Raw genomic sequence first — 24542 nt, forward strand, 5'->3', positions numbered from 1 at the left:
GACTTCCTCGACCTCGTCGGTGCCGGCTTCCCACTCGATGCCGGCGTAGACGTCTTCGGTGTTCTCCCGGAAGGTGACCATGTCCATCTGGCCGGGTTCCTTGACGGGGGATGGAACGCCGTCGAGGTGGTAGGTCGGGCGGACGTTAGCATAGAGGTCGAGCAGTTTGCGCAGGCCGACGTTGAGCGAGCGGAAGCCGGCGCCGACCGGCGTCGTCAGCGGGCCCTTGATGGCGACGCGGTGTTCTTTGATGGCCTCGACGGTCTCGTCGGGCAGGTTCTCGTCGTACTTCTCGCGGGCGCTTTCGCCGGCGTAGACGCGCATCCAGTTGATCTCGCGGCCGGTGGCCTCGGCGGCGGCCTCGAGGACCTGTTGGGCGGCGGGGCCGACGTCGCTGCCGACGCCGTCGCCGTAGATGATCGGGATAATCGGGTTGTCCGGAACCTCGAGTTCGCCGTCAGTGCCGTCTTTCAGCGTGATCTGCTCCCCGTCTTCGGGGACCTCGATCTTGTCGTAGCTCATCTCGTCTTGAGAGCGAGACTCTATCGACATAAACTGTGCTGTTTTACCGTTCGGAATAGTGTGTGTTCGCGGACAACGGCACGGAGGTAACGACGGTCGACCTCGGAATTATATCAGTCGACTGGCCGCTCCGTTGGGCGGACGGCGACGAATCGATCGGGAAGATCACTACCCTCGATGTGTGCCGTCGTGAGCTCGGCGAGCGTTTCGACGGCGCTGTGGCGGTACTCTCGGGTGGTCGCGGCGATGTGTGGTGTGAGCACGACGTTGTCGTGGTCGCGAAACGGTGAGTCCTCCGGCAGCGGTTCAGTTTCGAAGGCGTCGAGTCCGGCACCGCCGATCGAACCGTCCCGAATCGCCTCGAGCAGCGCCGGTTGATCGACGATAGCGCCGCGGGAGGTGTTGACGAGCACGGCGTCGTCGTCCAGGGACTCGAGTGCGTCCGCATCGATCATACCACGGGTCTCGTCGGTTAACGCGGCAGTCACGACGACGGAGTCGGCGCGTGCGAGGAGCTCCTCGAGTTCGAGGAGGGTCGTGCCGGTGATCTGGGTGTCGATCTCGTGGACGTACGGATCGAACGCGAGCGTCTCGGTGTGGAATCCATCCAGCAGTCCGGCGACCCGTTTTCCGACGTTTCCGAATCCGACGATACCGATCGTTTGGCCGGTGAGCGAGCGACTCAACGGCATCTCGTCGCGCCAGCCGCCGGCTTCGATCGTCCGTTGTCCTCGAAGGACGTTTCGATTGACTGCAAGCAGCAACGAGACGGCGTGTTCGGCGACGGCGAGTGCGTTGAGTCCTGGAGTATAGACGACGGTGACGTCGTGTTCGGCGGCTGCGTCGAGGTCGATCGAGTCGATACCGGTGCCGATCTTCGCGACGAGTTCGAGATCGGTCGCCGCTTCGAGTACGGTCTCGGTGACGGGGAGACGGGATGTCGTAAAGAGGACGTTCGTTCCCCCCAGCGCATCGATAAGCGCAGCTTCAGTCGCTTCGACACCGACCTCGAGTTGCACGTCCCCCTCGAGATCGGCGACGAGTGGTTCGCGTGGCTTGAGGTCCTGGTCGATGAGGCCGCTGAGCATCGACTATGACTCGTCTCGTGTGACGGTGACGACCGGACACGATGCGTCCATGAGGACTGGTTGGGCCGTGCTGCCGAAAATCGCTTTCCCGACGGCCGACCGTTTTCGTCCGCCGAGAACGATGTATCGGATGTCGTTCGTCTCAATGTAGTTGAGCAACCCGTCGGCTGGATCACCGACGAGCCCGATCGGTTCGTACTCCGAGACGACACCCTCCGCGGCTTCGTCTGCGATCTTCGTGGCAAACGATCGGACTTCTTCCATCGGGACGGCCGTTCCCGTCTCCTCGACGCTCGTCTGTTCGATCTCTCGGAACTTCTTCCGGGTTAGAACGTGAACGACGTGCAGTGGCTCTCCCGTTGCCGTGGCAAGTGCTTCTGCTTCGGTGAGGACGTCGCTGGTCGAGTCGCTTTGGTCGACGGCTGCAACTATTGGCATACACGTCGTCGTACTCGCCAATGGATTATATATGCACGTGTTAAATACATCGTTTGCGAAGTGGAACTACCGACGTGGATTGCTTCCCGACTGTGGCAGTCCGTCTCCCACGTATCGATTCACGCAGTGCTTACAGAATACAATCGGGCAACGGGATGCCCGCTAACAGTACCTTTATCAAATACGTAACGGAAGGCACCGTCAATGGACTCCGATTCGGAAGGCAATGCTGAGGATGTCTCCCGGTCTCGCCGCACTCGTATAATTCAATGGGCTGGGTCGATAGCGACTGTTTTCGTGCTCGTCGTTGGTGTCGCGTTTCCACCGCTGTTCGGCCTGGAAACGGATATGCAGTTGGTTTTGACTATCTTTCTGATGGCGATTATTCTCTGGGTCACCAAGCCGGTTCCGTTCACGATCTCGAGCGTGTTGGTGATGTCGCTGCTGTTTGGACTCGGTATTACGTCCTCGTTCGACGATGCAGTAAGCGGGTTTGCTTCCGAGCTCGTGTTTTTCCTGTTCTTGCTGATCTTACTCGGGAATACGATCGGGAAGACGGGGCTGGACGACCGAGCAGCACGGCAGTTGCTGTCTGCACAGAGCACACCTCGTCGATCGGTTCGATCGCTCTCGACGAATCTGTTTGCGCTGTCGTTTTTTATGCCATCCGCTGTCGCACGAACCGTGACGTTTATTCCGTTGGTCAAGCGCGTCACGACGCTGTATGGATTGGGTGCAAAGAGCAACTTCGAGAAGTCGTCGTTCTTTATTCTCGGTCACGTGAATCCGATCGCGTCGATGGCGCTGATGACCGGCGGCGGAATGGCGATTATTACCTCGAGTGTGATCCAGTCGTCGGTGCAATCTATCACGTGGGTCGAGTGGGCGGTGTATATGATCCCGCCCGTCGGGCTCTTGTATGCGATCGCAGCGGTTTCGGCGGCGAAACTGTATCCGGTCAACGATTCGATGACGATCGGTGACACCCAGTCGACGGATGGCGGGGAGACACAGTCGGTCGACGACGAACTCGAGGCGGATCCGATGAGCAGGGACGAGCGGATCGTCGCGGTGGTCATGGGTGCAACGGTCGTCGCATGGATCGTCGGCTCCTTCGTGGGTATCCCGACGATTCTGCCGGCGGTCGTTGCTGTCGTCGTCCTGTCGTTGCCGGGTATTCAGATCATCACTCCAAGCGATATTCGCTCCATGAGTTGGGGTATCTTGTTCGTTATCGGGGCGATGTTTTCCATCCTGGAGGTAATGGAAACGACCGGGACGCTGACGTTTATCGTCGATACGATTACGCATCTGGTTCCGTTTGGCACGATGGCACTTTGGCAAGTCGTCGCGATACTGCTTACCATTGCGATCGTGATGCGAACGTTTTTCTCGACTGCGTCGGCTGCGATCACGGTCGTGCTCCCGATCGTTCTCGAGTTCGGTAGCGTCCTCGGTATCAACCAACTCTATCTCGCGTTTTCGATCCTCACCATCATCGGCTCGACGACGTTTCTCCCGTTCAACACGACTGCCGTGCTCGTTTCGTTCGATCAGGGACCGTTGAGTATGCGTGACGTGTTCACTTTCGGGTTGTTGACGATGGTCTTTGCACTCGCCGTAATTCCCCTTGCGTGGCTGTTCTACTGGCCGTTCGTCGATGCGATCCTCTAATCCGCAGATCCGCCCCGCAGTCCGCCTCTCGAGTATCTGACTGCGTTTTGAAACCGCACGACGCCCGTGTATCCCGGTCGGCACTACGTCCTGCGTTACCTCGGTTGTCTCGACGATCTCGAGCCAACGACCGCAACGACAATCGTAGCTGGCCACTTCAGCAACTACTGTTCAGGCCCAGGATGATGGCAACTATAGTACGTTTCGTCCGGATACTGTTTTCTACTGCCATTGCCGTTTCGACCGTCGTCATCTGACGATGTAAAGGAGGAATCCTCCGCAACAACATAAATTATAAATATAGTGGGTGCGAACCGTTGAGTTGCAATGGCACGGAAGTTTACTATGGAGAGCTACAACCGCAGGGAACTGCTACAATACGCTGGTGCTGCGTCTGTAGCTGGGATGACAGGCATTGCGGGCTGTCTTGGTGACGATAATGGCAACGGAAACGGGAACGGGAACGGCAATGGCAACGGCGGTGGGGACGACTTCCCAACAGACGACATTCGGTACATTATTCCCTTCGGCGAAGGGGGCGGCACCGACACGTACGCACGTGAGATGGTTCCGCTTGTGGACGAACGAATGGACGTAAACATTGCGATCGAGAACATCTCGGGCGCGGCGTCGCTTCGCGGCACCGGTGAAATGATGTACGCAGAACCCGACGGGTACACGATCGCCGCGTTCAATCCGCCGTCGACGCCGGTCTCGGAGATGGTCAACCCGCAGGATTTCGACCTCGAGAACGTCACTGGCGTCTGTAGTTACGCGAGTACGCCGTTCGTGATCGTCGCGAATTCGGATTACGACATCGATGGCTACGAAGATCTCATGAGCCGGTACGACGACGGCGAACTCGAGAACTTCGGTGGGAAGGAACGTGGCGGCGTCGACCACGTGATGGCCATCCTGATGCAGAACCTCCACGGGTTCGACTGGGGCCAGTACGTTGGCTACGACGGTACTGGCCCGGCCGTCCAGGCGACGATTTCGGACGAGATTCCGGCCTGTATCGCGACCGACACGGGAGCCGAGGCAGGGGTCGAAAGTGGTGACCTCGATATCGTTACCGGTCTCGTCAGCGAGGGGACGGAAGTCTTCCCGGATGTCGAGACCGTTACCGATCTCGGTTACGATAATATCGACTTCATCTCGCAACTTCAGCGCGGTATCTACGCCCCGCCGGACACGCCACAGGAGCCACTCGACGTCATTGCAGACGTCGTCGAGGAAGTGACCGAGACCGATCACATGCAGGAGTGGTCGGACGAAACCGGTAACATCGTTCAGTACGGTACCGGTGAGGAGGCCGAACAGGCCGTTCGGGACGCGTACGAAATCATTCCCGAGAACGTCGATCTCGAGGAAATTCGAGAAGCAGCGAACTGATCGGTTGCGTCCTCGTCGGCCAACGGGGACTGAAATTTAAATTCCTTGCAAGATACATACAATGGGTTTCCAGTCAACATATCGCAAAGTAGTCGCCCGGATTGATTTAGAGTACATTCTTCTGTTTATCATGCTCGTCGCGTCGGGCTACATGATCTGGGAGACGTTTAACTTCGGTATCAGTTCTGCAGCAACGTTTCCCCGTCTCACCGCTGGATTCGTTTTGATAGGGACGCTGCTGCTCGTCTTCCGTTCGTATCTCCCCGATCCGCTGTATTCGTTCGTCGCGGAATCTGCCGACCTCATCAATGTCGACGACGACGAACTGGTCGGTGATGAGGAACCAGCGGACGATGCTGATGATGGTGACGAAGACGATTCGATCTCGACAGTCGGTAGACCGATCCACGATTCGCTCTTTACGAGTATCATAGCGGTCGGATATGGTATTTTAGGGTACGCGATCGGTATCCTGTGGGCGAGTCCGATCTTCGTCTTCGTGTACGGGCTCTGGTTCAAACTGTCCTGGAAGGTCATCCTCGTACTCGTCGTGGTCTCGATACTTATCGGGCTCGGCTTCTACGAAGCGCTCGGGCTGCGTATCGATAGAGGAAACATCTTCTTCACGGAGGGTATTCTATGAGTACGACACAGGTTCTGGCCGAAGCAGCCCAGGTACTGTTCTCCTGGCCAACGATCGGCTGGGTCGTCCTCGGCATTCTGCTTGGCATCATTGCAGGTGCACTCCCTGGCGTGGGGAGTTCGATGGGGATGGCGATCGTCTTACCGCTTACGCTCCCACTGAGTCCGGTCAACGCCATCGTCTTGCTGGTAAGTATGTACAGCGGTGCGATGTACGGTGGCTCGATAGCCGCCATTCTCGTGAACGTGCCGGGGACAGGGGGTGCTGCAGCAACGACGTTAGATGGCTATCCGATGTCCAAACAGGGGAAAGCCGTCCAGGCACTCGCGATGTCCGCGACGGCATCGGCGACTGCCGGCTTTCTCGCGGTCCTGACGCTTCTCCTGTTCTCTCCAATCCTTATCGAGGTCGTCCTCATGTTCGGTTCGCCGGAGTTTTTCCTGATGGCTGCCTTCGGCCTCGCGATGATCACGGTCGTCGTCCAGGGATCCATCGTCAAGGGACTCGTCGCCGGAGCGTTTGGGCTTATGTTGACTACCATCGGCATCGCTCCCAACTCACCTGAACTTCGATACACGTTCGATTCGCTGGCTCTGTACGATGGACTCGATTTCATCGCCGCGCTGATCGGCATGTTCGCTATCGCGGAGATGATCAAACTCGCCGCGAAGAAAGGCGGGATCGCGGACACGGGAGTCGACATGAGCGGCAACAGACTTAGCGGTGTTCGAAAAACCTTCAGCCACCCGATCACCGTCGTCAAATCCGGCTACATGGGGATGCTGATCGGTGCCATCCCGGGTGCTGGTGCGACGGTCTCGAATTTCTTCGCCTACGGCGAGGCGATGCGGGCATCCGACGATCCAGAAACGTTCGGCAAGGGGAACCCACTCGGAGTCATCTCCGCTGAAGCGTCGAACAACGGGACGATCGGTGGGTCACTCATCCCGACGCTTGCATTCGGTATCCCCGGCAGTGGATCGACCGCAGTACTACTGGGTGGCCTCTTGATGCACGGACTTCGTCCCGGCCCCGACCTGTTCGACGCCGAACTCATGACGACGTATACGTTCCTGCTCGCGTTACTGATCGGTAACGTGTTCATCCTGCTCGCCGGTGTCTTCCTCATCACGCGAGCGGGTCGAATTACCCAAATCGACACACACGTCCTCATTCCAGCCATCATCGTTCTCTCCGTCGTCGGTGGCTACTCCCTGCGGACGAACTGGGCGGATGTCGCAACCGTCCTCGTGCTCGGTATCCTGGGTTACATCATGGTTAAAAAGGACTACTCGATCATCGCGTTCGTCCTCGGCGTCGTCCTCGGGCCGATCGCCGAGGAGAACCTCATGCGATCGTTACAGCTCTCGGATGGCTCCTACATGATATTCCTTACGCGACCGATCTCGTTGTTGATCGTTATCCTTATCTTCGTCGTCATCTTCGGTCCCTTCCTCAAGCCGTGGCTGTCGAAGCAGCTCGGCTGATCCGTATTTCTTTTCTCACCGACGCGATTACGACGCTTGTCGTCCCCTCGAGCGAGTACCGATTCTGAAGTCAATTGGGTAACAACGCTCCTTACCGTTACATCCAGTATCGAGGAAAACAGTATCGTATCCGATCCGTTGTTTCGCCGTCCTCGTGCGACCGCAACCGTCTGCGGTCACGTCAGAATGGACGACAGCAGTCCGTCTCAGAAGAACGTGAACTCGCCGTCCTCGAGGACGACTTCGCCGTCGAGTTCCAGCGTCGGTTCGGCCATCATCGCGTCGAAGTGAACCGGTGCCCGCGTCGTTCCGCCGAGGTTACTGCTTGTTCCGATGCCGAAGTGCACGTTGCCGTATCGGCCGTGATCGTTCGAGAACCAGCCGTTGAAGTCGGGACACTCCGGATTCATGCCGACCGCGAGCTGAGCGATATTGTAGACGGCGGGGTCGTCGTGTTCGTTCCAGACGCGCTCGATCGTCTTGGCTTCCGTCCCGCCTTCGACGGACGTGACGGCCCCGTCTTCCATCTCCATGACGACTGGCTCCTCGAGGACGCCGATGTCTAGGTTCGGAATCGCGCCGTCGAAGACGACGGTCCCCTCTGTCGTCCCTTCGACGGGCGCGATGTTCGCTTCGATGTGGACCAGCGCGGTGAACGCGCCGGGTTCGTCGGCGATACCGGGATGTGCGTTTCCGTCCTGTCCTTCGAGGCCGACGGTGACGTCCGTTCCCTGTGGCGTGGTGATGCGGGCTTCGCTGGCCTCGCCGAATTTCCGTCCCATCTCTTCACAGTGTTCGCGCATCCCTTCGTAGTCGGCGTACAGGCCGCCACGGATGAGCTGTTCGTCGGTGAATTTCACCATACTGATCAGCCGGGCGCCGTTTTCCGTCGCCTTCGCTGCGGCTTCGGAGTGGGTGATCGATCGGTGAACCGGCGTGATGATTACATCGGCCTCGAGCATCGCGGCGGCGACGCTCTCTTCGGGCTCGTTGCCGTCGTACTCCCGTGGGTCCATCAGCGTCATCGTCACGTTTGCGTCCCGTTCCTTGGCGGCGGCGGCGACTCGTTCGGCGACGTCTGAAACCTGCCAGTCGCTGACGACCAGTACGTCCTCGCCGGCTTCGATCGCTGCACACGTTTCGACGACGATACTCGCGCCTTTCATCTCCTGTACGGAGTCCATAAGTGAGGTTGTGGCATCCGCGTACTAATACGTTCCTGTCGAGACCGTGCTGGGTCAGCGGTCGCCGCGTTGGAGTCGAACGGGTAACCCAGGCAGCCACCGTGGGCGAATCCGATACAATCAACTATCGCGGCGATAAATTGCCAGACAGGCTAATGGATCAGGAGCAACTCGAGTGTGCAATCGTCCGCGGCGGAACGAGCAAAGGCGTCTACATTCGTGAAGACGAGCTTCCGGAATCGAACCGCGACGAGGCAATTCTCTCCCTGTTTGGTAGTCCCGACGATCGACAGATCGACGGGCTCGGCGGTGCGACATCGACGACGTCGAAACTGATGATCGTCACCGCGAGTGATCGCGACGGCGTCGATGTCGATTACACCTTCGGTCAGGTCGCCGTCGACGAACCGGTTATCGATTACGGTGGCAACTGCGGGAATCTCACGTGTGGTATCGGCTCGTTCGCTGTCGACGAAGGACTCGTCGACGTCGATGCCGACGCCGATGCTGTCGACCTTCGACTCTACAACACGAATACGGGCGCAATTATCGACCAGACGGTTCCGCTGTCGGGTGAGCGGGCCGAGACGCGCGGGGAGTTCAAGGTTCACGGCGTCCCCGGAACCGGTGCACGGATCGATACCACGTTCCGTGACCCTGCCGGTGCCGTCACCGACGAGCTGTTCCCGCTTGGCGAGCCGACGACGGAGATCGAGGTCGACGGCGAACCGATCGAGACGAGCGTCGTCGACGTGACGACGCCCGTGGCGTTCGTTCGTGCGGCCGATATCGGACTCACCGCGACCGAACTCCCCGACGAGATCGATAGCGACCCCGAGCTCCTCGAGCGCATCGAGCGGATTCGAGCGGCGGTCTGTGAGCGACTCGGCCTCGTTGAGGACGCCGATCGGGCGTCGATCGAGTCGCCAGGCTATCCGAAGCTCGCGTTCGTCACCGAGCCGACGACCTACGAGGGGACGACCGGTAACGAGGTTCGTGCCGACGAGCAAACGATCACTTCGCGGATCATGAGCATGCAGAAACTGCACCCGGTGTACGCCGTGACGGGCGCATCCTGTACCGCCGCAGCTGCAGTGTTGCCAGGCACGATTCCCCACGAGGTCGCCGACGACGACGGCGATCAGGTGGCTATCGGCCATCCCAAGGGGACGATGACCGTTCGTGCCGATGTCGACACAGCGGCGCCGAGCGTCGATGCGGTCACGATCTATCGGACATCGCGTCGGCTCATGGACGGCACCGGCTACTACCAGACGAACTAATCTCGTCGTCGTCCTTTGATCGGGTGCGTCGACCCGTTGTGGTGTGTCGGTTCAACGCTGTCGCCGACCGTTGGGACGATCCGTTCGAGAGACGGCCAAATCACCGATATTTTTATGCCGGTTGGCGGCAGCTATCACATATAGAAACTATGCTCGACGTAGAGATGGCGACAGCAGCGCGTGGTATCGTAGACGAGTGTCTCGACGTGCAACCCGGCGAAGAGGTGCTGGTCGTCGCCGACGCGAAAAAAGAGGAGGTCGCACGCGCCGTTGCACGAGCGGCAACTGCGGCCGGGGCAGAGGCGATAATCACGACGATGCCGCTGCTCGAGAGCCACGGGAACGAGCCCCCCGAAACGGTTGCGGAGGCGATGGCCGCCGCCGATGTCGTGTTTACGTGTACGACTCACGCTATCACCCACACCCGATCGCGGCTCGCGGCCGCAGAGGCTGGTGCCAGATGCGGTATTCTTCGCAGCGTGACCGAGGAGATGATGGTCGAGGGCGCCATGAGCGTCGACTTCGAGGAGCTTCGGACTCGAACCGAAGCCGTTCGTGATGTCCTCGACGACGCGTCCGAGGTTCACGTACGTAGTGACGAGGGGACCGACATCACGTTCAGTGTCGAGGGCTGCTCGGCGTTCTCGCTCGACGGCTATTTCCACGAGAACTACGGCTTTGCGACGCTCCCACCGGGCGAGTCGCCGACCCATCCAGCCGAGGGGACCGCAAACGGGACGATCGTCGTCGATGTCTCGATGGACAACCTCGGCCAACTCGAGGAACCGATCACCCTCGAGGTCGAAGACGGGTTCGTTACCGAAGTCGAGGGTGGCGAGCAGGCCGATGCGCTCCGGACGCTGATCGCGGAAAGCGACGAGAACGCCGGCAACCTCGCGGAGTTTGCGATCGGGACCAACCCCGAGGCGAAGCTGATCGGCAACCTCGCCGAGGACAAGAAACTCGCCGGAACGGTCCACTTTGCCGTCGGCGACAACGAGTCACTCGGCGGGACGCTGAAAAGCGACATCCACCTGGACGGTGTGGTTCGAACGCCGACCGTCACGCTCGACGATCGCGTCGTCGTCGAGGATGGACAGCTCGCAGCCGACATTTTCGAGTAACCCGTCCGGAAGCGGGACCGTCCTCGTCGCCGGCTCAGTTTTCGAGGTTCAGTCGAAGCGGATCGTCTGTTAATTCGGTCGCTCTACGCGCTCGAGATCACGGTAGAAGGCGGTCCCGCTCATGAGCAGTCTGGCCGTCCGGCCGATCGAGACGTGGTTGATCGTCCCGGCATCGTCGTCGACGCCGATCGTCATCGTCCCTTTGGGATGGCCGATTCGGACCGCATCGCCGGTCCGTCTCGCGGTTTCGGCGGGAATGGTCTCGGGGATCCGTGTCGCCGCTGCCAGACACATCGCGCCCGTCGTCGCGTAGGCGTGGTGGGGTCGTTGCGTCGAGACCATTCGGGCCGTAATATCGAGATCCGCCGCGTCGATGGTCGCCTCGACGGTCGTGTCGTAGCGCTGTGGCTCCGACACGGCCGCGATAAACGGCATCGTCGGTCGCTGCTCGAGCGCGTCCGCCGGCTCGTCGACGAGCCCGAGTGTCACACAGGCCTGTCCGCGAATCCGCTCGAGTCGCTCGAGGAATTCCTCGTCTTCCTCGAGGTCGGCGGGCGATTCCGTCCCCGTGAGATCGAGGTCCGACGCCCGAAGGAAGACGGTGACGTTCGTCGCATCTACGATGGAGACTTCGTAGGGCTCGCCGTCGACGACGAGTTCGTCGGTCGCGTTCCCCGTGGGCAACGTCGTCTCGAGGATGCCGCCGCCGGGCTCGAGATACCGCGACTGGACGCGGGCGCCGGTACCGGGGACGCCGTCGATGCTGTAGGTGCCATAGGGATTTGGCTCGCCGTCGACGACGGGCACGTCCTGCTCGATGATCGAGTCGGTGTTTTCGCTGTAGATCCGAACCGTCGTCGTCGGCTCGGTCGGTGTCACGAACCCCTCGAGGATCCCGTAGACGCCGACGGCACTGACGAGGTTGCCACAGTTCCCGCTCCAGTCGACGGTCGGATTGGAGATACCGATCTGGGCGTACTCGTAAGCGATATCGGCATCCGGTCGGTCGCTGTCGTTGACGAGCATCAGCTTGCTCGTATGCGTGTGGGACCCGCCCAGTCCGTCGACCTGCAGCGGGTCGGGCGAGCCGAACAACTCGAGGAGCAACTCGTCGCGTTTCTCGGGATCGGCCGGCATCGTCGCCGGGGTCGTAAAGAAACCCTTGCTGGTTCCCCCACGGATGAGACAGCCGTCGATCCCGTGTTGTACGCTCGAGGTATCGAGGTTCATACCCCCACGTACGAACGTCATCGTTTAAATGCTCGGGACTCTCGGGGCGACCACTGGTGAGTTGGGACGGCGACGGAATCGAGACGGCCCGCCGTCGGTCACGGCCAGCAAAACTGCACGACGAGACGCGTTTGTGCCGGTTCGGCGGTACAGCAGACCGTGTGTCGCAGTGGCAACTCTAGGCTGGGATCGATCGTGCGAGACGATCAGCCGGACACAATCTATTTGGCGACTATCGTCGTCCATCGCCTATGGACGCGCTCGATCCTGGGACGTGTACGATTGCGGCGACTGGCGATTCGATCATAACCCGGCCCATTGGCCATCTCGCCGAGCGAGACGAGGGGTTTGCCGATCTGCAAGCGTTGCTTACCGACGCCGACGCGACGGTGACGAATCTCGAGGTTGTGTTGCCGGACGACGACACCGCCGGAACGCCGCCGGTGGCGGTCCCCAGCCAGTACCAGTATCTCAGTTCTTTGGCGGGTATTCTCATGCGAGCCGATCCCGTCGTCCTCGAGGAACTCGAGGAGTTGGGGATCGATCTCTTTGCGACGGCATCGAACCACTCGTTCGATTACGGACGCTCGGGACTGAAAGCGACCATCGACGCGCTGACCGAACGGTCGCTTCCGTTCGCGGGGATGGGACGGACGCTTGCCGACGCACGACGGCCGGCGTACGTCGAGACGGCGGGCGGGCGCGTCGGCCTCGTCGGGGCGACCGCGAGCGTTCCGCCGGCGAGCGAAGCCGGCCCCGCCTCGCCGATCCATCCCGGCCGGTCGGGAGTCAACCCGCTCCATCTCCGGTGGGTCTACGGCGCCACGCCGGCTCAACTCGAGCGACTCCAGGACCTCGCTGCCGAACTCGGTATCGAGTCGATGAAATCGACGTGGCTCGATCGATCCGCCCCCGATCGCGACGAGCACTCCTATTACTGGTTCATGCACATGCCGATCGAGACGGTCAACGACGAGAGCGAGGTCGGCGTCCGACTCGAGCCGATCGAGGCGGATCGTCGTGCGTATCTCGAGTCGGTGTCGACGGCGGCGACGAACGCGGACTGGACCGTCGCGAGCCTGCACGGCCACCAGTCGGCTGGCGGCGTCAGAAATACGTCGGAGACGCCGGCGTTTCTGCGAGCGTTCGCACGCGAGTGCATCGACGCGGGTGCGGACCTCTTCGTCGTCACCGGCCCGCACGTGCTCCGTGGCATGGAGATCTACGAGGGGCGACCGATCTTCTACTCGCTTGGCAACCTCTTCTATCAGACGGAGACGATCGAGTGGCTCCCACCCGAGAGTTTCGATTACTACGGGGTCGACGACCGAACGGCCATGACCGACCTGTTCGAGGCGCGGTATTTCGACACCGACGGGAATCCCGCCGGCAATCTCGCGCGCGACGAGTACTGGGAAACCGTCGTCCCTGTCTGCCAGTTTGCCGACGACGTACTCGAGTCGATTACACTCCATCCCTGCGTGCTCGGTCAGGACCGCGACCTGCCCCGGCGTGGGACGCCGACGCTCGCGACCGGCGAGGCGGCCACGTCTATTATCGAACGCTTTCAGACGCTTTCGGAGCCGTACGGCGTCGATATCGCCCTCGAGGACGACGTTGGCGTCGTCGACTGGTGACGCACAGGGGTTGACGATGACGTTCGTCGAGCCCGATTCGCGCTCTCAAGGACAGCCCGCTCGAGTTTGCGCGACAGTAACGTATTTCACGAGGGCGTTCGGTGTGATCGTATGGTCGAAGAAGGCGAACCGGCACCCGATTTCACGGTGCCACTGGCAGGTGGCGACGCGTACAACGACCTCGAACAGTTCACGCTCTCGGATGCCCTCGGCGACGGGCCGATCGTACTCGCGTTTTTCCCGGCGGCGTTTACCGGCGGGTGTACCGAGGAAATGTGTACGTTCCGCGATTCGATGGCCGATTTCGAGGCGCTCGATGCGCAGGTGTACGGCATTAGCGTCGATCTCCCGTTCGCACAGAACGTGTGGATGCAAGAGCACGACCTCCAGTTCCCGATGCTCTCGGACTGGGACCACGAGGTAATCCATCAGTACGACGTCGTTCTCGAGGAGATGTACGGCTCGATCGAGGCGGCCGAACGGAGCGTCTTCGTGCTCGATGCCGAGGGGACTGTCGCGTACAGGTGGGTTCGAGACGACGAGAATCCCGAGTTCGAGACGTTTATCGACGACGTTCGAGACGTCGTTGTGGATGTCGTCGACGAGACCGTGTAGCCGACGATCCTGGACGTCTTCCGTCCTCGAGAGCGTGGAACCATCTCTCTTGTCTCTCCAAATAATTATCAGGGTTGCCGAGCGACCACTAGCGGCCATGGATTTCAGCAATCAGACAGCACTCGTCACCGGTGCCAGTCGGAATATCGGCGAAGCGATCGCGGTTTCGATCGCCGAGGCGGGTGGCGATGTCGGCGTAACCTCGAAATCGGACGAAAGAGCGTGCCGGGCGACGGCCGATCGAATCGAAGCGGCCGGCGGCGACGCGACGGTCGTCTGCGGAGACCTCGGCGAGCCGGACGACATCGAGCGCATCGTCAGGACCGTGAGAGAGGAGCTCGGATCGATCGATATTCTCGTCAACAACGCGACCGTACGGCCGAGGAAACCGTTCCTGGAGGTCGATGAGGACGACCTCGACACCGTTCTCGAGACGAACGTCAAGGGGACGTTCCTGACAACACAACACGTCGTCCCGGAGATGATTGCGGCTGGCGGTGGATCGATCGTGAACCTGATCGGCGCGATGGTCTATCTCGGTCGGACTGGCAAGTCCCACTCCTACGCGAGCAAACTGGGGATTGAAGGCCAGGTTCGACAGCTCGCCTCCGAACTCGGCCCCGAGGGAATCCGCGTCAACGCGGTTTCGCCAGGGCTTATCGATACCGACCGCGACGAACCAATCGACGGGAAAGACGACCTTCTCGAGTCGATCCCGCTCCAGCGGGCCGGAGACCCAGCGGAAGTCGCCGACGCCTGTTGTTTTCTGGCTTCCGACCAGGCATCCTTTATCACCGGGCAGGTTCTCCACGTCAACGGGGGTATCTATCCGACGCCGAACGTTATTTCACCGGAATAACTGTCGAGACGGCACCTCGAATTCTATAGATTTATTAAACTCGAACCGATCGATTACGTATCGGAGCGAGACATCGCTAATGACAACTACCGAATCGTACGACGTCGTCGTCGTAGGCTGTGGTATCGCCGGCATTACGGCCGGACTTCGAGCAACGGAACAGGACCTCTCGGTCGCCTTGCTCGAGAAGGCACCGGAGGACAACCGTGGTGGACACACCCAGTTCACCGAATCGTTCCGCATTCCGACCGCGGACATCGATCTCGACGTCGAGTTCAACGTCGAGGACTACTCCGCCTCGGACTTCTATTCGGACATCATGAAGGTCACCAACTACCGTGCGGACGACGACCTCGCGGAAGTCGTCACCAAGGAGGCTGCCGAGACCTTCGAGTGGCTCACCGAGCTGGGGATGGAGTGGGAGTACCAGGCACCCCACCCAGGATATACGGCGGGACGCGTCTGGCTGGACGGCGAAGAGATGATCGATCACTACGTCGAGATTCTCGAAGAGGAAGGCGTCGACATCTACTACAACGCCGAAGCCCAGGGAGTCGACCGTGGTGACGACGGTCACGTCGAAGGCGTCACTGCATTCGTCGACGGCCAGCGCACGCAGTTCGAGGCCGAGGCGACGATCCTCGCTGCGGGCGACTACGGCTCGAGCAAGGAGAAGCGAACGCGGTACTACGGCCGTGGCTACGGCAACATGAAGGTTCGCGGTAGCCGGTACAACACCGGTGAAGTGATCGACGCGGCGATGGATGTCGGCGCGAAGTCCGACGGCGAGTGGGGCGACGCACACATGGCGCTGATCGACGCCGGCTCGCCCGATGTCGAAGGCGGCATCACCCGTATCGACGGCTACCAGTACGGCCTCATCCTGAATCACGACGGCGAACGGTTCGTCGACGAGGGTGAAGATGCTCGAGCGCACACCTATGCGAAATTCGGCCAGCGTATCTTCGAGCAACCGTTCCACGAAGCCTTCATCGTCGTCGACTCGAACGTCGTCGACGACGTGGCCCACATGGGTCCCTCGCGAGCAGTCAGTGCCGATTCGCTCGAGGGACTCGCTCGGCGTCTCGACATCGAGGATGTCGAGCAAGCCGTCGAAACGATCGAAGCGTACAACGAGGCCTGTGACGCCGAGGCGGCGGCCAACTACGATCCGGAAGTCCTCGACGGCAACGAGACGGACGGGCTGGACCTGCCAAAGTCCAACTGGGCACTCCCGCTCGACGAGCCGCCGTACACCGGCTACCCCGTCACTGGCGGGATGACGTTCGCGTTCGGTGGCGTCGCAATTACCAAAGATGCGGAAGTGCTGGATACGACCGACTCCGTTATCCCTGGGCTCTACGGCGCCGGAAACGTCACCGGCGGGTTGTTCTACAACAACTATCCAGGTGGAACTGGGTTGACGAACGCGGCCGTCTACGGCAAGGTCGCCGCGGAGAACGCAGCGGCGTATATCCGGTCCGAGTAACCGACGCTTATCACTACCGTGGTCGCGGGATCGACATTCGGTTTCTGATACGGACCGCTGTCCGTCATTGCCGGTGCAATTGCGACTCCTGCGATTGTACCAGCAAATCGTTCCAGTAGTCCAGTAGTCCGTCCGTCTATCGCATCTTTTGTCGGCCTCGACGCGTGGCCGAACGACCGTCTGCGACAACGTCTTTCCACTTCTTTTCGAGATTTCCTGCGGAGTTTTTATTTTCTCGATCGCAAATGAAACACCGAATCTCTACGATGGCCATAATATTTTTGCCACGTTGCTTATATGGTCGATACCAAACTATGTTGTCGTCACTTCGGGGCCTGTTGCCGGATCGAGTCGAAGGAAGCTACGTCGCTAAATTCGCTCTCGTGCTCGCGATCGTTCTCGTGGTTACTGCGAGTATCGCACTGTTTTTCTATTTCGATATCTCTGGAACGCTCACCGAGGATGTCCAGGACGATATGGTGACGACGACGGAGGCGGAAGCCGAGGAGACCAGCTACTGGGTCGAAGAACACACGCAAAAGACGCGGCTGCTTGCCTCCCACAAAGCAATCGGTAACGACAGCGCCGAGACCGAGCGGGCGTTGAACGCGGAACTCGAGGAGCTGCCCGAGACGACAGAGGCGATTCACTACTTCGAGTACGGCCTGGGATCGGCCGACGCCACGGTCGAAGAGAGCAGCAACGCCGATGCCGTCGGCACAGATATCCGGTTGATGCTCGGGACGACGGATGTCCACGTCGAAGAGAACGGCGAGATTCGCGAGATCGATTTCAATGATCTCGAGGAGGATTTCGACGCCACGTATACTGATGTCTTCGAGTACGATGGGACGTATCTCGTCGGATTCCTTAGCCCCGTCTACGAGGATGGCGAGGCAATGGGGATGGTGATGGTTACCGTCGATGTCGAGGAACGCGCGTCGATGTTTCACAACCCGATAGACGGTGGGTACACGCAAGTCGTCGACAGCGGTGACGGTGATGTCTTGTTCGCGGAGGACGACGATGACGTTCTGGAGGAGTACCGTGGCGACGCGTCCGCGTCGGTTCTGGATCTCGAGGCGGACGATACAGCGTTCGTAGAAGACGAAAATGCAAGCGAGAGCGTTTCTTACTCGCCGATCGAGGGAACCGATTGGATTCTGGTTTCCCACGCACCAGAGGAGAACGCCTACGCGCTCGTCGACGACGTTGCGGTGTCGCTCATGTCGCTCATCGGCGTCGTGGTCCTCGGGTTCGTCTTGGTCGGTATCGCTATCGGTCGGCCGACTGCGAGTGCACTCGACGAACTCGCTACCAACGCAACGGCGCTGTCGAACGGTGATCTCGATGTCGAGATCGAATCGACCGATCGATCGGACGAACTCGGACGGGTCCAGAACGCGTTCGTCGAAACGCAAAGCTACCTCCAGACCGTCGCCGGTCAGGCCGATGCGATCGCTCACCAGGAGTTCGACGATCCACAACTCGAGCGCGACGTACCGGGTGATCTGGGCGTGGCACTCGAGACGATGCAATCCGATCTCGAGTCCTTTATCGCGGAACTCGAGGAATCGAAAGCGGCGGCCGAGCAATCCCAGGCCGAAGCCACGCAGGCACGCCAGGAGGCCGAAGACCTCGCGAACCGACTTGAGGAGCAGGCAGAGCGCGTCGGTGAGGCGATGGCCGCCGCGGCCGACGGCGACTTCACCGTGACACTCGAGGAGGATGTCGATACCGACGCGATGCGTGAGATCGCCGTCGCGTTCAACGAGATGTGTGACGATCTCCGGGGAACCGTACTGACGATCCAGGAGCTTTCCGAGGAGGTCGATCGGGTCAGCGACGATGTCGCATCCAGCGTCGACGAGATCGAGCAAGCCAGCCAGGATGTCAGCGAGTCGGCCGAGGAAATTTCGGTTGGCACCTCCCAACAGCGCGATCAGTTCCAGGCGGTCTTGGCGGAGATGAACGACCTGTCGGCGACGGTCGAAGAGATCGCCTCGACGGCGGACAACGTCGCTGCGGTCTCCGATCAGGCTGCAACCCGTGCCGACGACGCCAACGATGTGACGACGGATATTCTCGAGGAGATGGATCGTCTCGAGCGACAGAGCGACGCGATTGCAGCCCAGATCAGCGAGCTGGACGAGGAGATGGAACAGATCAGTTCCATCCTCGAGCTGATCGACGACATCGCCGAGCAGACGAACTTGCTCGCGTTGAACGCGTCGATCGAAGCGGCGAGTGCCGGCGAGTCGGGAGATGGGTTCGCCGTCGTCGCCGACGAAGTCAAGACGCTCGCCGAGGAGACGAACGATGCCACACAACGTGTCGATGCGCTCATTTCGGGCATCCAGCAGACGACGACCGAGACCGTCGACGATATCGAGGCGATGCGCGGGCAGGTCAGCAACAGTATCGACGCCGTCGAAGACGGGATGGACGCGATCGACGACATCGCGGTGCAAGTCGATGAGGTCAACGATGGGATCCACGAGATTAGCTCGGCGACCGACGAACAAGCGACCGCGAGTCAGCGCGTCGTTTCGATGGTCGACGAAACGACCGAAATTAGCGAAGAAACCGACAGGGAAGCCGAAACAGTCGCCGCAGCTGCCCAGGAACAAACTGCGACGATTACGGAGGTCTCGGCTGGTGCACAGTCGCTGACGGCGTCTGCACAGGAGCTACACGATTCGCTCGATGCGTTCACCGTCGCCGACGAACAGACCGACGAGGCTGCGCTTCCCGTCGTCGACGGCCAGTAATCGGTCCCGGTGGCTGCTCACCAGTTCGAGCCGCAGATCCGACAGCGTTCGATCCGCGTCTCGGCCGTGATTTTGTGGACGAACTCACAGCTGGGGCATCGTTCGAATTGACTGTCACTGCACTCACTCATAGCTGTACGTACACGCAACACCCTCATTGTTGATCGCCTGGGTGCAATTTTTGCGTACACGTTCTCGCGTAGCGATAATCTTCCGTTCCCGTTTGTCGATAGATCCGAGGACGCCGTGTTGGCGGTCACCGACACACCGCCTTCGTTCGGTTGTAGCCCATATAGTTATGAGGACACGGTTACAGCACACAGTATGGTACGGAGTTACGACGAGTCGGCGGTCCCTGCTGTGTACAATTTCCGTGATGCACCGACGTATCGTGACGAACCTGGAATCACCCAAACCATCTTTCGCGGACTCGATCAGATGGTCGGATTTACCGTCATCGAACCCGACAAACCGGACGCCACGCCGCATACCCATCCATACGAGCAGGTCAACATGCTGATCGACGGTGAGCTGGATTTCCTCGTCGGCGACGAGCGTCTCTCGCTCGAGCCCGACGACGTGTTGGCAATTCCGCCCGAGGTCGAACACACCTCCCGAGCGGTTGCCGACGACCCGGCGACGCTGCTTGCGTTCTGGCCGCTTCGTGAGGATCGACTCGATGGGACGCAGTACCAGTCGGAGTTCGATACATAGTACCGTCTCGACCCGACTACTGTCGTCCGTTCCGACGCGGCCACGGTCGTCTTCCGGCTGCCGTGTCGCTATTCGAACGGCTTCGCTCTATCCCCAGGATATATACTATGGTAGCTGTTGTCCACCGATATGGACGCAGTAGTCGTCGACGAGTTCGAAGAATCACGTATCGCTGACGTTCCACGACCGACACCGGATTCGGGTGAGGTCCTCATCGAAGTGTCTCGAGTGCAACTCAGCGTGACGGAGTGTCTGCTCTATCGCGGCGCCGAGATCATTCATTACGATGCCATCGAGCGCCGTCTCGAGGGTGGCGACGCTCGACTGTTCGGCCACGAGTTTTGCGGTCGTATCGCCGAAGTCGGAGCGAACGTGACGGCGTTCGAACCCGGCGAGCGCGTGTACGCGCCGGGCAAGATTCACTGCGGGACGTGTTCGTACTGTCGATCCGGGTACGAAAACCTCTGTCCCGATACAGTTGGCATCGGCTACGATCGGCCCGGTGCACTCGCGGAGTACGTCTCGCTGCCGACCGAGCCCCTTTGTAGGCTCCCATCGGGAGTCTCCGATGCGGCGGGCGCTGCGTTACAGCCGATGGCCAGTTCGTTGCTCTGTGTCCTCGACGCGGATATCGACCCCGGTGATACGGTCGTCGTCCTTGGGACGGGCGTCATGGGATTTCAGTGTGCGATGGCAGCGAAACAGTTCGGCGCCGGCGACGTGTACACTGTCGATGTCCGGGACCGTCCGCTCGAGATCGCCGGTGAAAACGGACTGGTGCCGATCGATGCGACGACGACCGATCCGCTCGAGCGAATCGACGAACGGACGGACGGTCTCGGTGCCGATGTCGTCTTCGAAGCGGTCGGTGGCGAACAAGATCACGGGACGGCCGGAGACGATCCGCTTGCACAGGCGTTCCAGATGGTCCGTCGGGGCGGAACGATCCTCCAGGTCGGACACATCGCGAACGATATCGAACTCACGCCGCGGGCCGCTCGCTCGAAGTGCGTTCGGTGGGTCAATCCACAGAAGGGGTACAAATCCGTCTCGCCGAGTACGAACACCGGTGAACTTGCCGGCGAGCTCGTCGCCGACGGTGACGTTCCGATCGAGGCGTTCGTCACCCACGAACTCGAGGGTCTGGAATCGTTCGACAGCGCGGTCGACATCACCGTCGAGAAAGCGGAGTACGGCGCGCTCGGACCGGCACAGATCGTCATCGACTGATACGGTTTACTGTAAGTCATTGCCGGCGCAACTGCGACCCGGGCGGCGGTTGCGCCGAAAATGACACAGTAAACCGTATGCATGGGTCTATTCTACCGGTCTCCCGTCTGGCTGTGGGTCCGCCGGTGCTTGCTGGCAAGCGGTCGCATGAAGCGGTTTGATGTTTATTTTCGATAGGGTCGTAACCCTCTACCGGTAGCGTAGGAACCGGTAGGACTGTTCGTCGATACGATTGCTAGGCGACCACCAACCGGGAGTTGTCCCGCGTGATCGTGCTGCTCGTCGTACGCTTTCGACGTTCCGAACGCAAGCATACGTATTGTACACAATAGTACTCAATTTCGTGGGGCGGAACGGATAGCGTGGTCGTCTTCTCGTGGCTGCGGGCCGAAAACCGGCGTCTGGTTTCGCCGCCGGGTTCGCGGCGACTCTTGACGCGTCGTTCCCGTTCGGGTCTCGAAATCTATTCCGTGTGGCGGAATACTGTTTCCATCCCCTGCGATCTGCGGAGATATTTACAGACATACAGTTGTATACCGAGTTAGTACGCCACACGATCATGGTTCGCGTGTACTCTCTCGAGGTAACCTGATAGAAGTGGTTCACGGGGTGGTACTGCAAGTGTCGACGGTCGTTCCGTCATTCAGAATCCCGGTCGATTATGTAGCATCGAAGACGTTATTTGTGTAGGTGCGACATTTTTTCACAATGAGTCCGTCTAACTGGGAGGTACTACTGCCGGCGGAGATCGATCCGGCCGGTCCGGAGCTCCTCTCCGAGTTCGCGAGTACGCGACGTATCGACGAGTATGCTGACCGAGATGCCCTCCTGGCCGACGTCCAGCGGTTCGATGCGATCATCACACGCATCGACCGGATCGACGAGGCGTTGATCGACGCGGCCTCGTCCCTCGAGATCATCTCCAAACACGGCGTCGGTGTCGACAATATCGATATCGAGGCGGCGACTGAACGCGGTGTACTCGTCGCTAATACTCCCGGTGTAAACGCCCGCGGGGTCGCTGAACACGCGATTACCCTCCTGCTAGCCGTCAGGCGTCGGTTGCTCGCTGCGAATGCCACCACTCGCGCCGGAGCGGGGGACATCCACGACACCGTCACCGACGAAGTTCGCGATGATACGATCGGGCTGTATGGCTGTGGCAACATCGGCCTCGAGGTCGCAACGCTCGCCCACGGGCTGGGGATGGAGTGTCTCACGTACGATCCGTACGTCGACGCCGAGGGGCTTCCGGCGTACGTTACAGGAGTCGATACACGCGAGATGCTGTTCGATCGCGCTGACGTCGTCTCGGTTCACACACCGCTTACCCCGGACACGCGCCACGCGATTGCCGACGAGGAGTTGGCCCGTTTGTCGCCATCCGGCATCGTCATCAACACGGCCAGAGCCGACGTGGTCGAAACGACCGCACTGGCTCGTGCCCTCGAGGCTGACGAACTCGCTGGTGCGGGTCTGGACGTGTTTGCGTCGGAACCGCCGGCCGACACCCACCCCTTGTTCGGGTTTGAGAACGTCGTTGCGACGCCACACGTTGGCGCCCAGACGACCGAAGCGCTCCGGGCAGCGAGCGTCGAATCGGCGAACAACGTTCGGACGGTCTACGAGGGCGGTACTCCCGAGACGACGATTAACGCCCACGTGTGTTAACTTGGATGTCGGCTAGTACCAACTGTACCTAGTTACACACTGATCCCACAGCTATCGTGCGATTAGGTATGGGGTGACGTGCAGTGGTTCCTATCGACACCCCTTTTGGAGGCCCAGCAGCCGTCTCCTCTCGTTCGTTCTCGTGATCGATGGCGCTTTCTCGAGCCCATAGTCAAAATATATGTATATACTAAAAACACACACGTAAAAAACATGAACATAATATACTACTTGTTTTGAAATCAAATTAGTTTGGAATCATCGATTTCGGATCGATAATCGATCGTCGAAACGTACCGTCCCCTCCCGATTGAACGATCAAATGGGCCGATGTGCTGCATGTGTCTGACTCGTCTCTGGTTTCGACGGCACTGACTACTGCAATCCGTACACCTATCTATACCGGGAGAGACGCCCCGTCTCCGGTACAGTATAGCAGTTCGATTCCGTTGACTCTACCGTACGTAATACTGACCAAATTAACCATCTACCAGTTTTAAATCATATATTGGATATATCATACTTCCGTCTATTGCGATCTTATCCAATTCCACACACATATTTGTCTATGGCTGACTATCGGTTTGTGACTCGAGGTACTGCTGTACGGACCGGCAGGCAGTAATCCCATCACCGACAGCTGCCCCGACCGTTTGTGGCGAGCCACACCGAAGGTCGCCAGCCGCGAAGACTCCGTCGGTCTCGGTTTGCAGGTCGGCGTCGGTAACGATTTCGCCGCGGTCGTTGGTTGGGATCGCATCGCCGAGAAATTCGGTGTTCGGTTCGATCCCGACTTGGACGTAGAGGCCATCGACGTCGACGATATCAGTTCGACCAGCGCTGTCGATGACGTTGATACTGTCGATCACGTCTTCGCCCGTTACCTTCGTAATCTCGGTCCCTGTCCGAACCTCGATCGTCGAGTTCGATGCGACGCGCTCACGAAGCGAAGCGCCCGCCGGTAGTTCCGACTCTGTCTCGAACAGGATGACCTCGGCGGCGTGGTCGGCCAGAAAGAGCGCATCGGTAAGCGCCCAGTCGTCACCACCCGCGACGGCGACGACCTCGTCCCGGTACAACGGCCCGTCACACTTCGCACAGTAGAAGACGCCCCGTCCCGCGTAGGCCGATTCGCCCGGCACGTCCAGCGTCGATGCTCGTCCGCCACAGGCGATCAGAACGGCTCTCGCAGCGTATTCACCGCCCGATGTGGCGATTGTGAACGGATCTTCATCACGGATGTCGACGACCTCCTCGAGGACGATCGGCACGTCGTACTGTTGGAACTGCTCGTAGAGGGTTGTCCGGAGCTCGGGACCGGAGACGTCGGGTCGGCCGGGATAGTTTTCGATTCGGTCCCTGTTTACGAGTTCCCCGCCCGGCGTCTCCGCTTCGAAGACGACCGCGTCGAGCCCCGCCCGTCCGGCAACGTGCCCTGCGGTTAATCCGGCCGGTCCCGCGCCGATGATAGCGAGATCGCTTGTCATC

At 60.0% G+C, this 24542-nt stretch carries 20 protein-coding genes; 14 read left to right on the forward strand and 6 right to left on the reverse strand.

Going from position 1 to position 24542, the window contains the following annotated elements; all coding sequences use genetic code 11:
- The 3 genes from D8Y22_RS04620 to D8Y22_RS04630 all read right to left on the reverse strand — a co-directional run.
- Window positions 1-522: isocitrate/isopropylmalate family dehydrogenase (locus D8Y22_RS04620; RefSeq protein WP_246084355.1), on the reverse strand; the 522-nt coding region annotated here is incomplete at its 3' end.
- Window positions 523-635: 113 nt separating this feature from the next.
- On the reverse strand, window positions 636-1610 hold the full coding sequence (locus tag D8Y22_RS04625; RefSeq protein WP_141463550.1) for an NAD(P)-dependent oxidoreductase: 975 nt from the start codon (window positions 1608-1610) through the stop codon (window positions 636-638).
- Window positions 1611-1613: 3 nt separating this feature from the next.
- Entirely contained in the window at window positions 1614-2048 is a 435-nt protein-coding gene (locus D8Y22_RS04630) for a universal stress protein (protein ID WP_141463551.1), read from the reverse strand.
- 204 nt (window positions 2049-2252) lie between these two features.
- Between D8Y22_RS04630 and D8Y22_RS04635 the strand changes: the two genes are divergently transcribed.
- The 4 genes from D8Y22_RS04635 (at window position 2253) to D8Y22_RS04650 (ending at window position 7247) form a co-directional block, all read left to right on the forward strand.
- Window positions 2253-3722 carry an SLC13 family permease gene (locus tag D8Y22_RS04635; protein ID WP_141463552.1) on the forward strand — a complete coding sequence of 490 codons (1470 nt, stop codon included), beginning with the start codon at window positions 2253-2255 and terminating at the stop codon, window positions 3720-3722.
- A 405-nt stretch (window positions 3723-4127) separates the two neighbouring features.
- The gene (locus D8Y22_RS04640; protein ID WP_246084356.1) at window positions 4128-5117 is read left to right on the forward strand and encodes a Bug family tripartite tricarboxylate transporter substrate binding protein; all 990 of its coding nucleotides are present in this window, start codon (window positions 4128-4130) and stop codon (window positions 5115-5117) included.
- Window positions 5118-5247: 130 nt separating this feature from the next.
- The gene (locus D8Y22_RS04645; RefSeq protein ID WP_174811755.1) at window positions 5248-5760 is read left to right on the forward strand and encodes a tripartite tricarboxylate transporter TctB family protein; all 513 of its coding nucleotides are present in this window, start codon (window positions 5248-5250) and stop codon (window positions 5758-5760) included.
- Entirely contained in the window at window positions 5757-7247 is a 1491-nt protein-coding gene (locus D8Y22_RS04650; protein ID WP_141463555.1) for a tripartite tricarboxylate transporter permease, read from the forward strand. The genes D8Y22_RS04645 and D8Y22_RS04650 overlap by 4 nt, the downstream gene beginning before the upstream one ends.
- A gap of 206 nt (window positions 7248-7453) precedes the next feature.
- On the opposite strand, the gene D8Y22_RS04655 is transcribed toward D8Y22_RS04650, so the two are convergent.
- Window positions 7454-8431: an aminopeptidase gene (locus D8Y22_RS04655; RefSeq protein WP_141463556.1), complete on the reverse strand. Its 978-nt coding sequence runs from the start codon at window positions 8429-8431 to the stop codon at window positions 7454-7456.
- A 155-nt stretch (window positions 8432-8586) separates the two neighbouring features.
- Between D8Y22_RS04655 and D8Y22_RS04660 the strand changes: the two genes are divergently transcribed.
- Window positions 8587-9714 carry a 2-methylaconitate cis-trans isomerase PrpF family protein gene (locus D8Y22_RS04660; RefSeq protein ID WP_141463557.1) on the forward strand — a complete coding sequence of 376 codons (1128 nt, stop codon included), beginning with the start codon at window positions 8587-8589 and terminating at the stop codon, window positions 9712-9714.
- Window positions 9715-9878: 164 nt separating this feature from the next.
- Window positions 9879-10838 (forward strand): aminopeptidase, encoded by a 960-nt coding sequence (locus tag D8Y22_RS04665; RefSeq protein WP_174811756.1) that lies wholly within the window; start codon window positions 9879-9881, stop codon window positions 10836-10838.
- 69 nt (window positions 10839-10907) lie between these two features.
- Here the strand turns inward: D8Y22_RS04665 and D8Y22_RS04670 are convergent, their stop codons facing one another.
- Entirely contained in the window at window positions 10908-12068 is a 1161-nt protein-coding gene (locus tag D8Y22_RS04670; protein ID WP_141463559.1) for a PrpF domain-containing protein, read from the reverse strand.
- A 251-nt stretch (window positions 12069-12319) separates the two neighbouring features.
- Between D8Y22_RS04670 and D8Y22_RS04675 the strand changes: the two genes are divergently transcribed.
- The 8 genes from D8Y22_RS04675 to D8Y22_RS04710 all read left to right on the forward strand — a co-directional run bounded on the left by D8Y22_RS04675 (window position 12320) and on the right by D8Y22_RS04710 (window position 23054).
- Window positions 12320-13705 (forward strand): CapA family protein, encoded by a 1386-nt coding sequence (locus D8Y22_RS04675; protein WP_141463560.1) that lies wholly within the window; start codon window positions 12320-12322, stop codon window positions 13703-13705.
- Between the two features lie 111 nt (window positions 13706-13816).
- The gene (locus D8Y22_RS04680) at window positions 13817-14320 is read left to right on the forward strand and encodes a redoxin domain-containing protein (protein WP_141463561.1); all 504 of its coding nucleotides are present in this window, start codon (window positions 13817-13819) and stop codon (window positions 14318-14320) included.
- 97 nt (window positions 14321-14417) lie between these two features.
- On the forward strand, window positions 14418-15179 hold the full coding sequence (locus D8Y22_RS04685) for an SDR family NAD(P)-dependent oxidoreductase (RefSeq protein ID WP_141463562.1): 762 nt from the start codon (window positions 14418-14420) through the stop codon (window positions 15177-15179).
- Between the two features lie 79 nt (window positions 15180-15258).
- Window positions 15259-16668, forward strand: coding sequence for an FAD-dependent tricarballylate dehydrogenase TcuA (tcuA, locus tag D8Y22_RS04690; RefSeq protein ID WP_141463563.1), 1410 nt, complete (start codon window positions 15259-15261; stop codon window positions 16666-16668).
- Window positions 16669-16982: 314 nt separating this feature from the next.
- Entirely contained in the window at window positions 16983-19439 is a 2457-nt protein-coding gene (locus tag D8Y22_RS04695) for a methyl-accepting chemotaxis protein (RefSeq protein WP_174811757.1), read from the forward strand.
- A 324-nt stretch (window positions 19440-19763) separates the two neighbouring features.
- Complete coding sequence (locus tag D8Y22_RS04700; RefSeq protein ID WP_141463565.1) at window positions 19764-20153, forward strand: cupin domain-containing protein; 390 nt, start codon at window positions 19764-19766, stop codon at window positions 20151-20153.
- 129 nt (window positions 20154-20282) lie between these two features.
- Complete coding sequence (locus D8Y22_RS04705; RefSeq protein WP_141463566.1) at window positions 20283-21383, forward strand: zinc-dependent alcohol dehydrogenase; 1101 nt, start codon at window positions 20283-20285, stop codon at window positions 21381-21383.
- A 708-nt stretch (window positions 21384-22091) separates the two neighbouring features.
- Window positions 22092-23054, forward strand: coding sequence for a hydroxyacid dehydrogenase (locus D8Y22_RS04710; RefSeq protein WP_141463567.1), 963 nt, complete (start codon window positions 22092-22094; stop codon window positions 23052-23054).
- Between the two features lie 566 nt (window positions 23055-23620).
- Here the strand turns inward: D8Y22_RS04710 and D8Y22_RS04715 are convergent.
- Complete coding sequence (locus tag D8Y22_RS04715; RefSeq protein WP_141463568.1) at window positions 23621-24541, reverse strand: NAD(P)/FAD-dependent oxidoreductase; 921 nt, start codon at window positions 24539-24541, stop codon at window positions 23621-23623.
- Between the last annotated feature and the right edge of the window lies 1 nt (window position 24542).

The organism is Salinadaptatus halalkaliphilus (assembly GCF_006543045.1).
GTDB classification, from domain to species: domain Archaea; phylum Halobacteriota; class Halobacteria; order Halobacteriales; family Natrialbaceae; genus Salinadaptatus; species Salinadaptatus halalkaliphilus.

Bases quoted from the DNA above. Each gene is read 5' to 3' on its own strand.
- D8Y22_RS04625 (WP_141463550.1), bottom strand. From the start codon at position 1,610: ATGCTCAGCGGCCTCATCGACCAGGACCTCAAGCCACGCGAACCACTC.
- D8Y22_RS04630 (WP_141463551.1), bottom strand. From the start codon at position 2,048: ATGCCAATAGTTGCAGCCGTCGACCAAAGCGACTCGACCAGCGACGTC.
- D8Y22_RS04635 (WP_141463552.1), top strand. From the start codon at position 2,253: ATGGACTCCGATTCGGAAGGCAATGCTGAGGATGTCTCCCGGTCTCGC.
- D8Y22_RS04640 (WP_246084356.1), top strand. From the start codon at position 4,128: ATGACAGGCATTGCGGGCTGTCTTGGTGACGATAATGGCAACGGAAAC.
- D8Y22_RS04645 (WP_174811755.1), top strand. From the start codon at position 5,248: ATGCTCGTCGCGTCGGGCTACATGATCTGGGAGACGTTTAACTTCGGT.
- D8Y22_RS04650 (WP_141463555.1), top strand. From the start codon at position 5,757: ATGAGTACGACACAGGTTCTGGCCGAAGCAGCCCAGGTACTGTTCTCC.
- D8Y22_RS04655 (WP_141463556.1), bottom strand. From the start codon at position 8,431: ATGGACTCCGTACAGGAGATGAAAGGCGCGAGTATCGTCGTCGAAACG.
- D8Y22_RS04660 (WP_141463557.1), top strand. From the start codon at position 8,587: ATGGATCAGGAGCAACTCGAGTGTGCAATCGTCCGCGGCGGAACGAGC.
- D8Y22_RS04665 (WP_174811756.1), top strand. From the start codon at position 9,879: ATGGCGACAGCAGCGCGTGGTATCGTAGACGAGTGTCTCGACGTGCAA.
- D8Y22_RS04670 (WP_141463559.1), bottom strand. From the start codon at position 12,068: ATGAACCTCGATACCTCGAGCGTACAACACGGGATCGACGGCTGTCTC.
- D8Y22_RS04675 (WP_141463560.1), top strand. From the start codon at position 12,320: ATGGACGCGCTCGATCCTGGGACGTGTACGATTGCGGCGACTGGCGAT.
- D8Y22_RS04680 (WP_141463561.1), top strand. From the start codon at position 13,817: ATGGTCGAAGAAGGCGAACCGGCACCCGATTTCACGGTGCCACTGGCA.
- D8Y22_RS04685 (WP_141463562.1), top strand. From the start codon at position 14,418: ATGGATTTCAGCAATCAGACAGCACTCGTCACCGGTGCCAGTCGGAAT.
- tcuA (WP_141463563.1), top strand. From the start codon at position 15,259: ATGACAACTACCGAATCGTACGACGTCGTCGTCGTAGGCTGTGGTATC.
- D8Y22_RS04695 (WP_174811757.1), top strand. From the start codon at position 16,983: ATGTTGTCGTCACTTCGGGGCCTGTTGCCGGATCGAGTCGAAGGAAGC.
- D8Y22_RS04700 (WP_141463565.1), top strand. From the start codon at position 19,764: ATGGTACGGAGTTACGACGAGTCGGCGGTCCCTGCTGTGTACAATTTC.
- D8Y22_RS04705 (WP_141463566.1), top strand. From the start codon at position 20,283: ATGGACGCAGTAGTCGTCGACGAGTTCGAAGAATCACGTATCGCTGAC.
- D8Y22_RS04710 (WP_141463567.1), top strand. From the start codon at position 22,092: ATGAGTCCGTCTAACTGGGAGGTACTACTGCCGGCGGAGATCGATCCG.
- D8Y22_RS04715 (WP_141463568.1), bottom strand. From the start codon at position 24,541: ATGACAAGCGATCTCGCTATCATCGGCGCGGGACCGGCCGGATTAACC.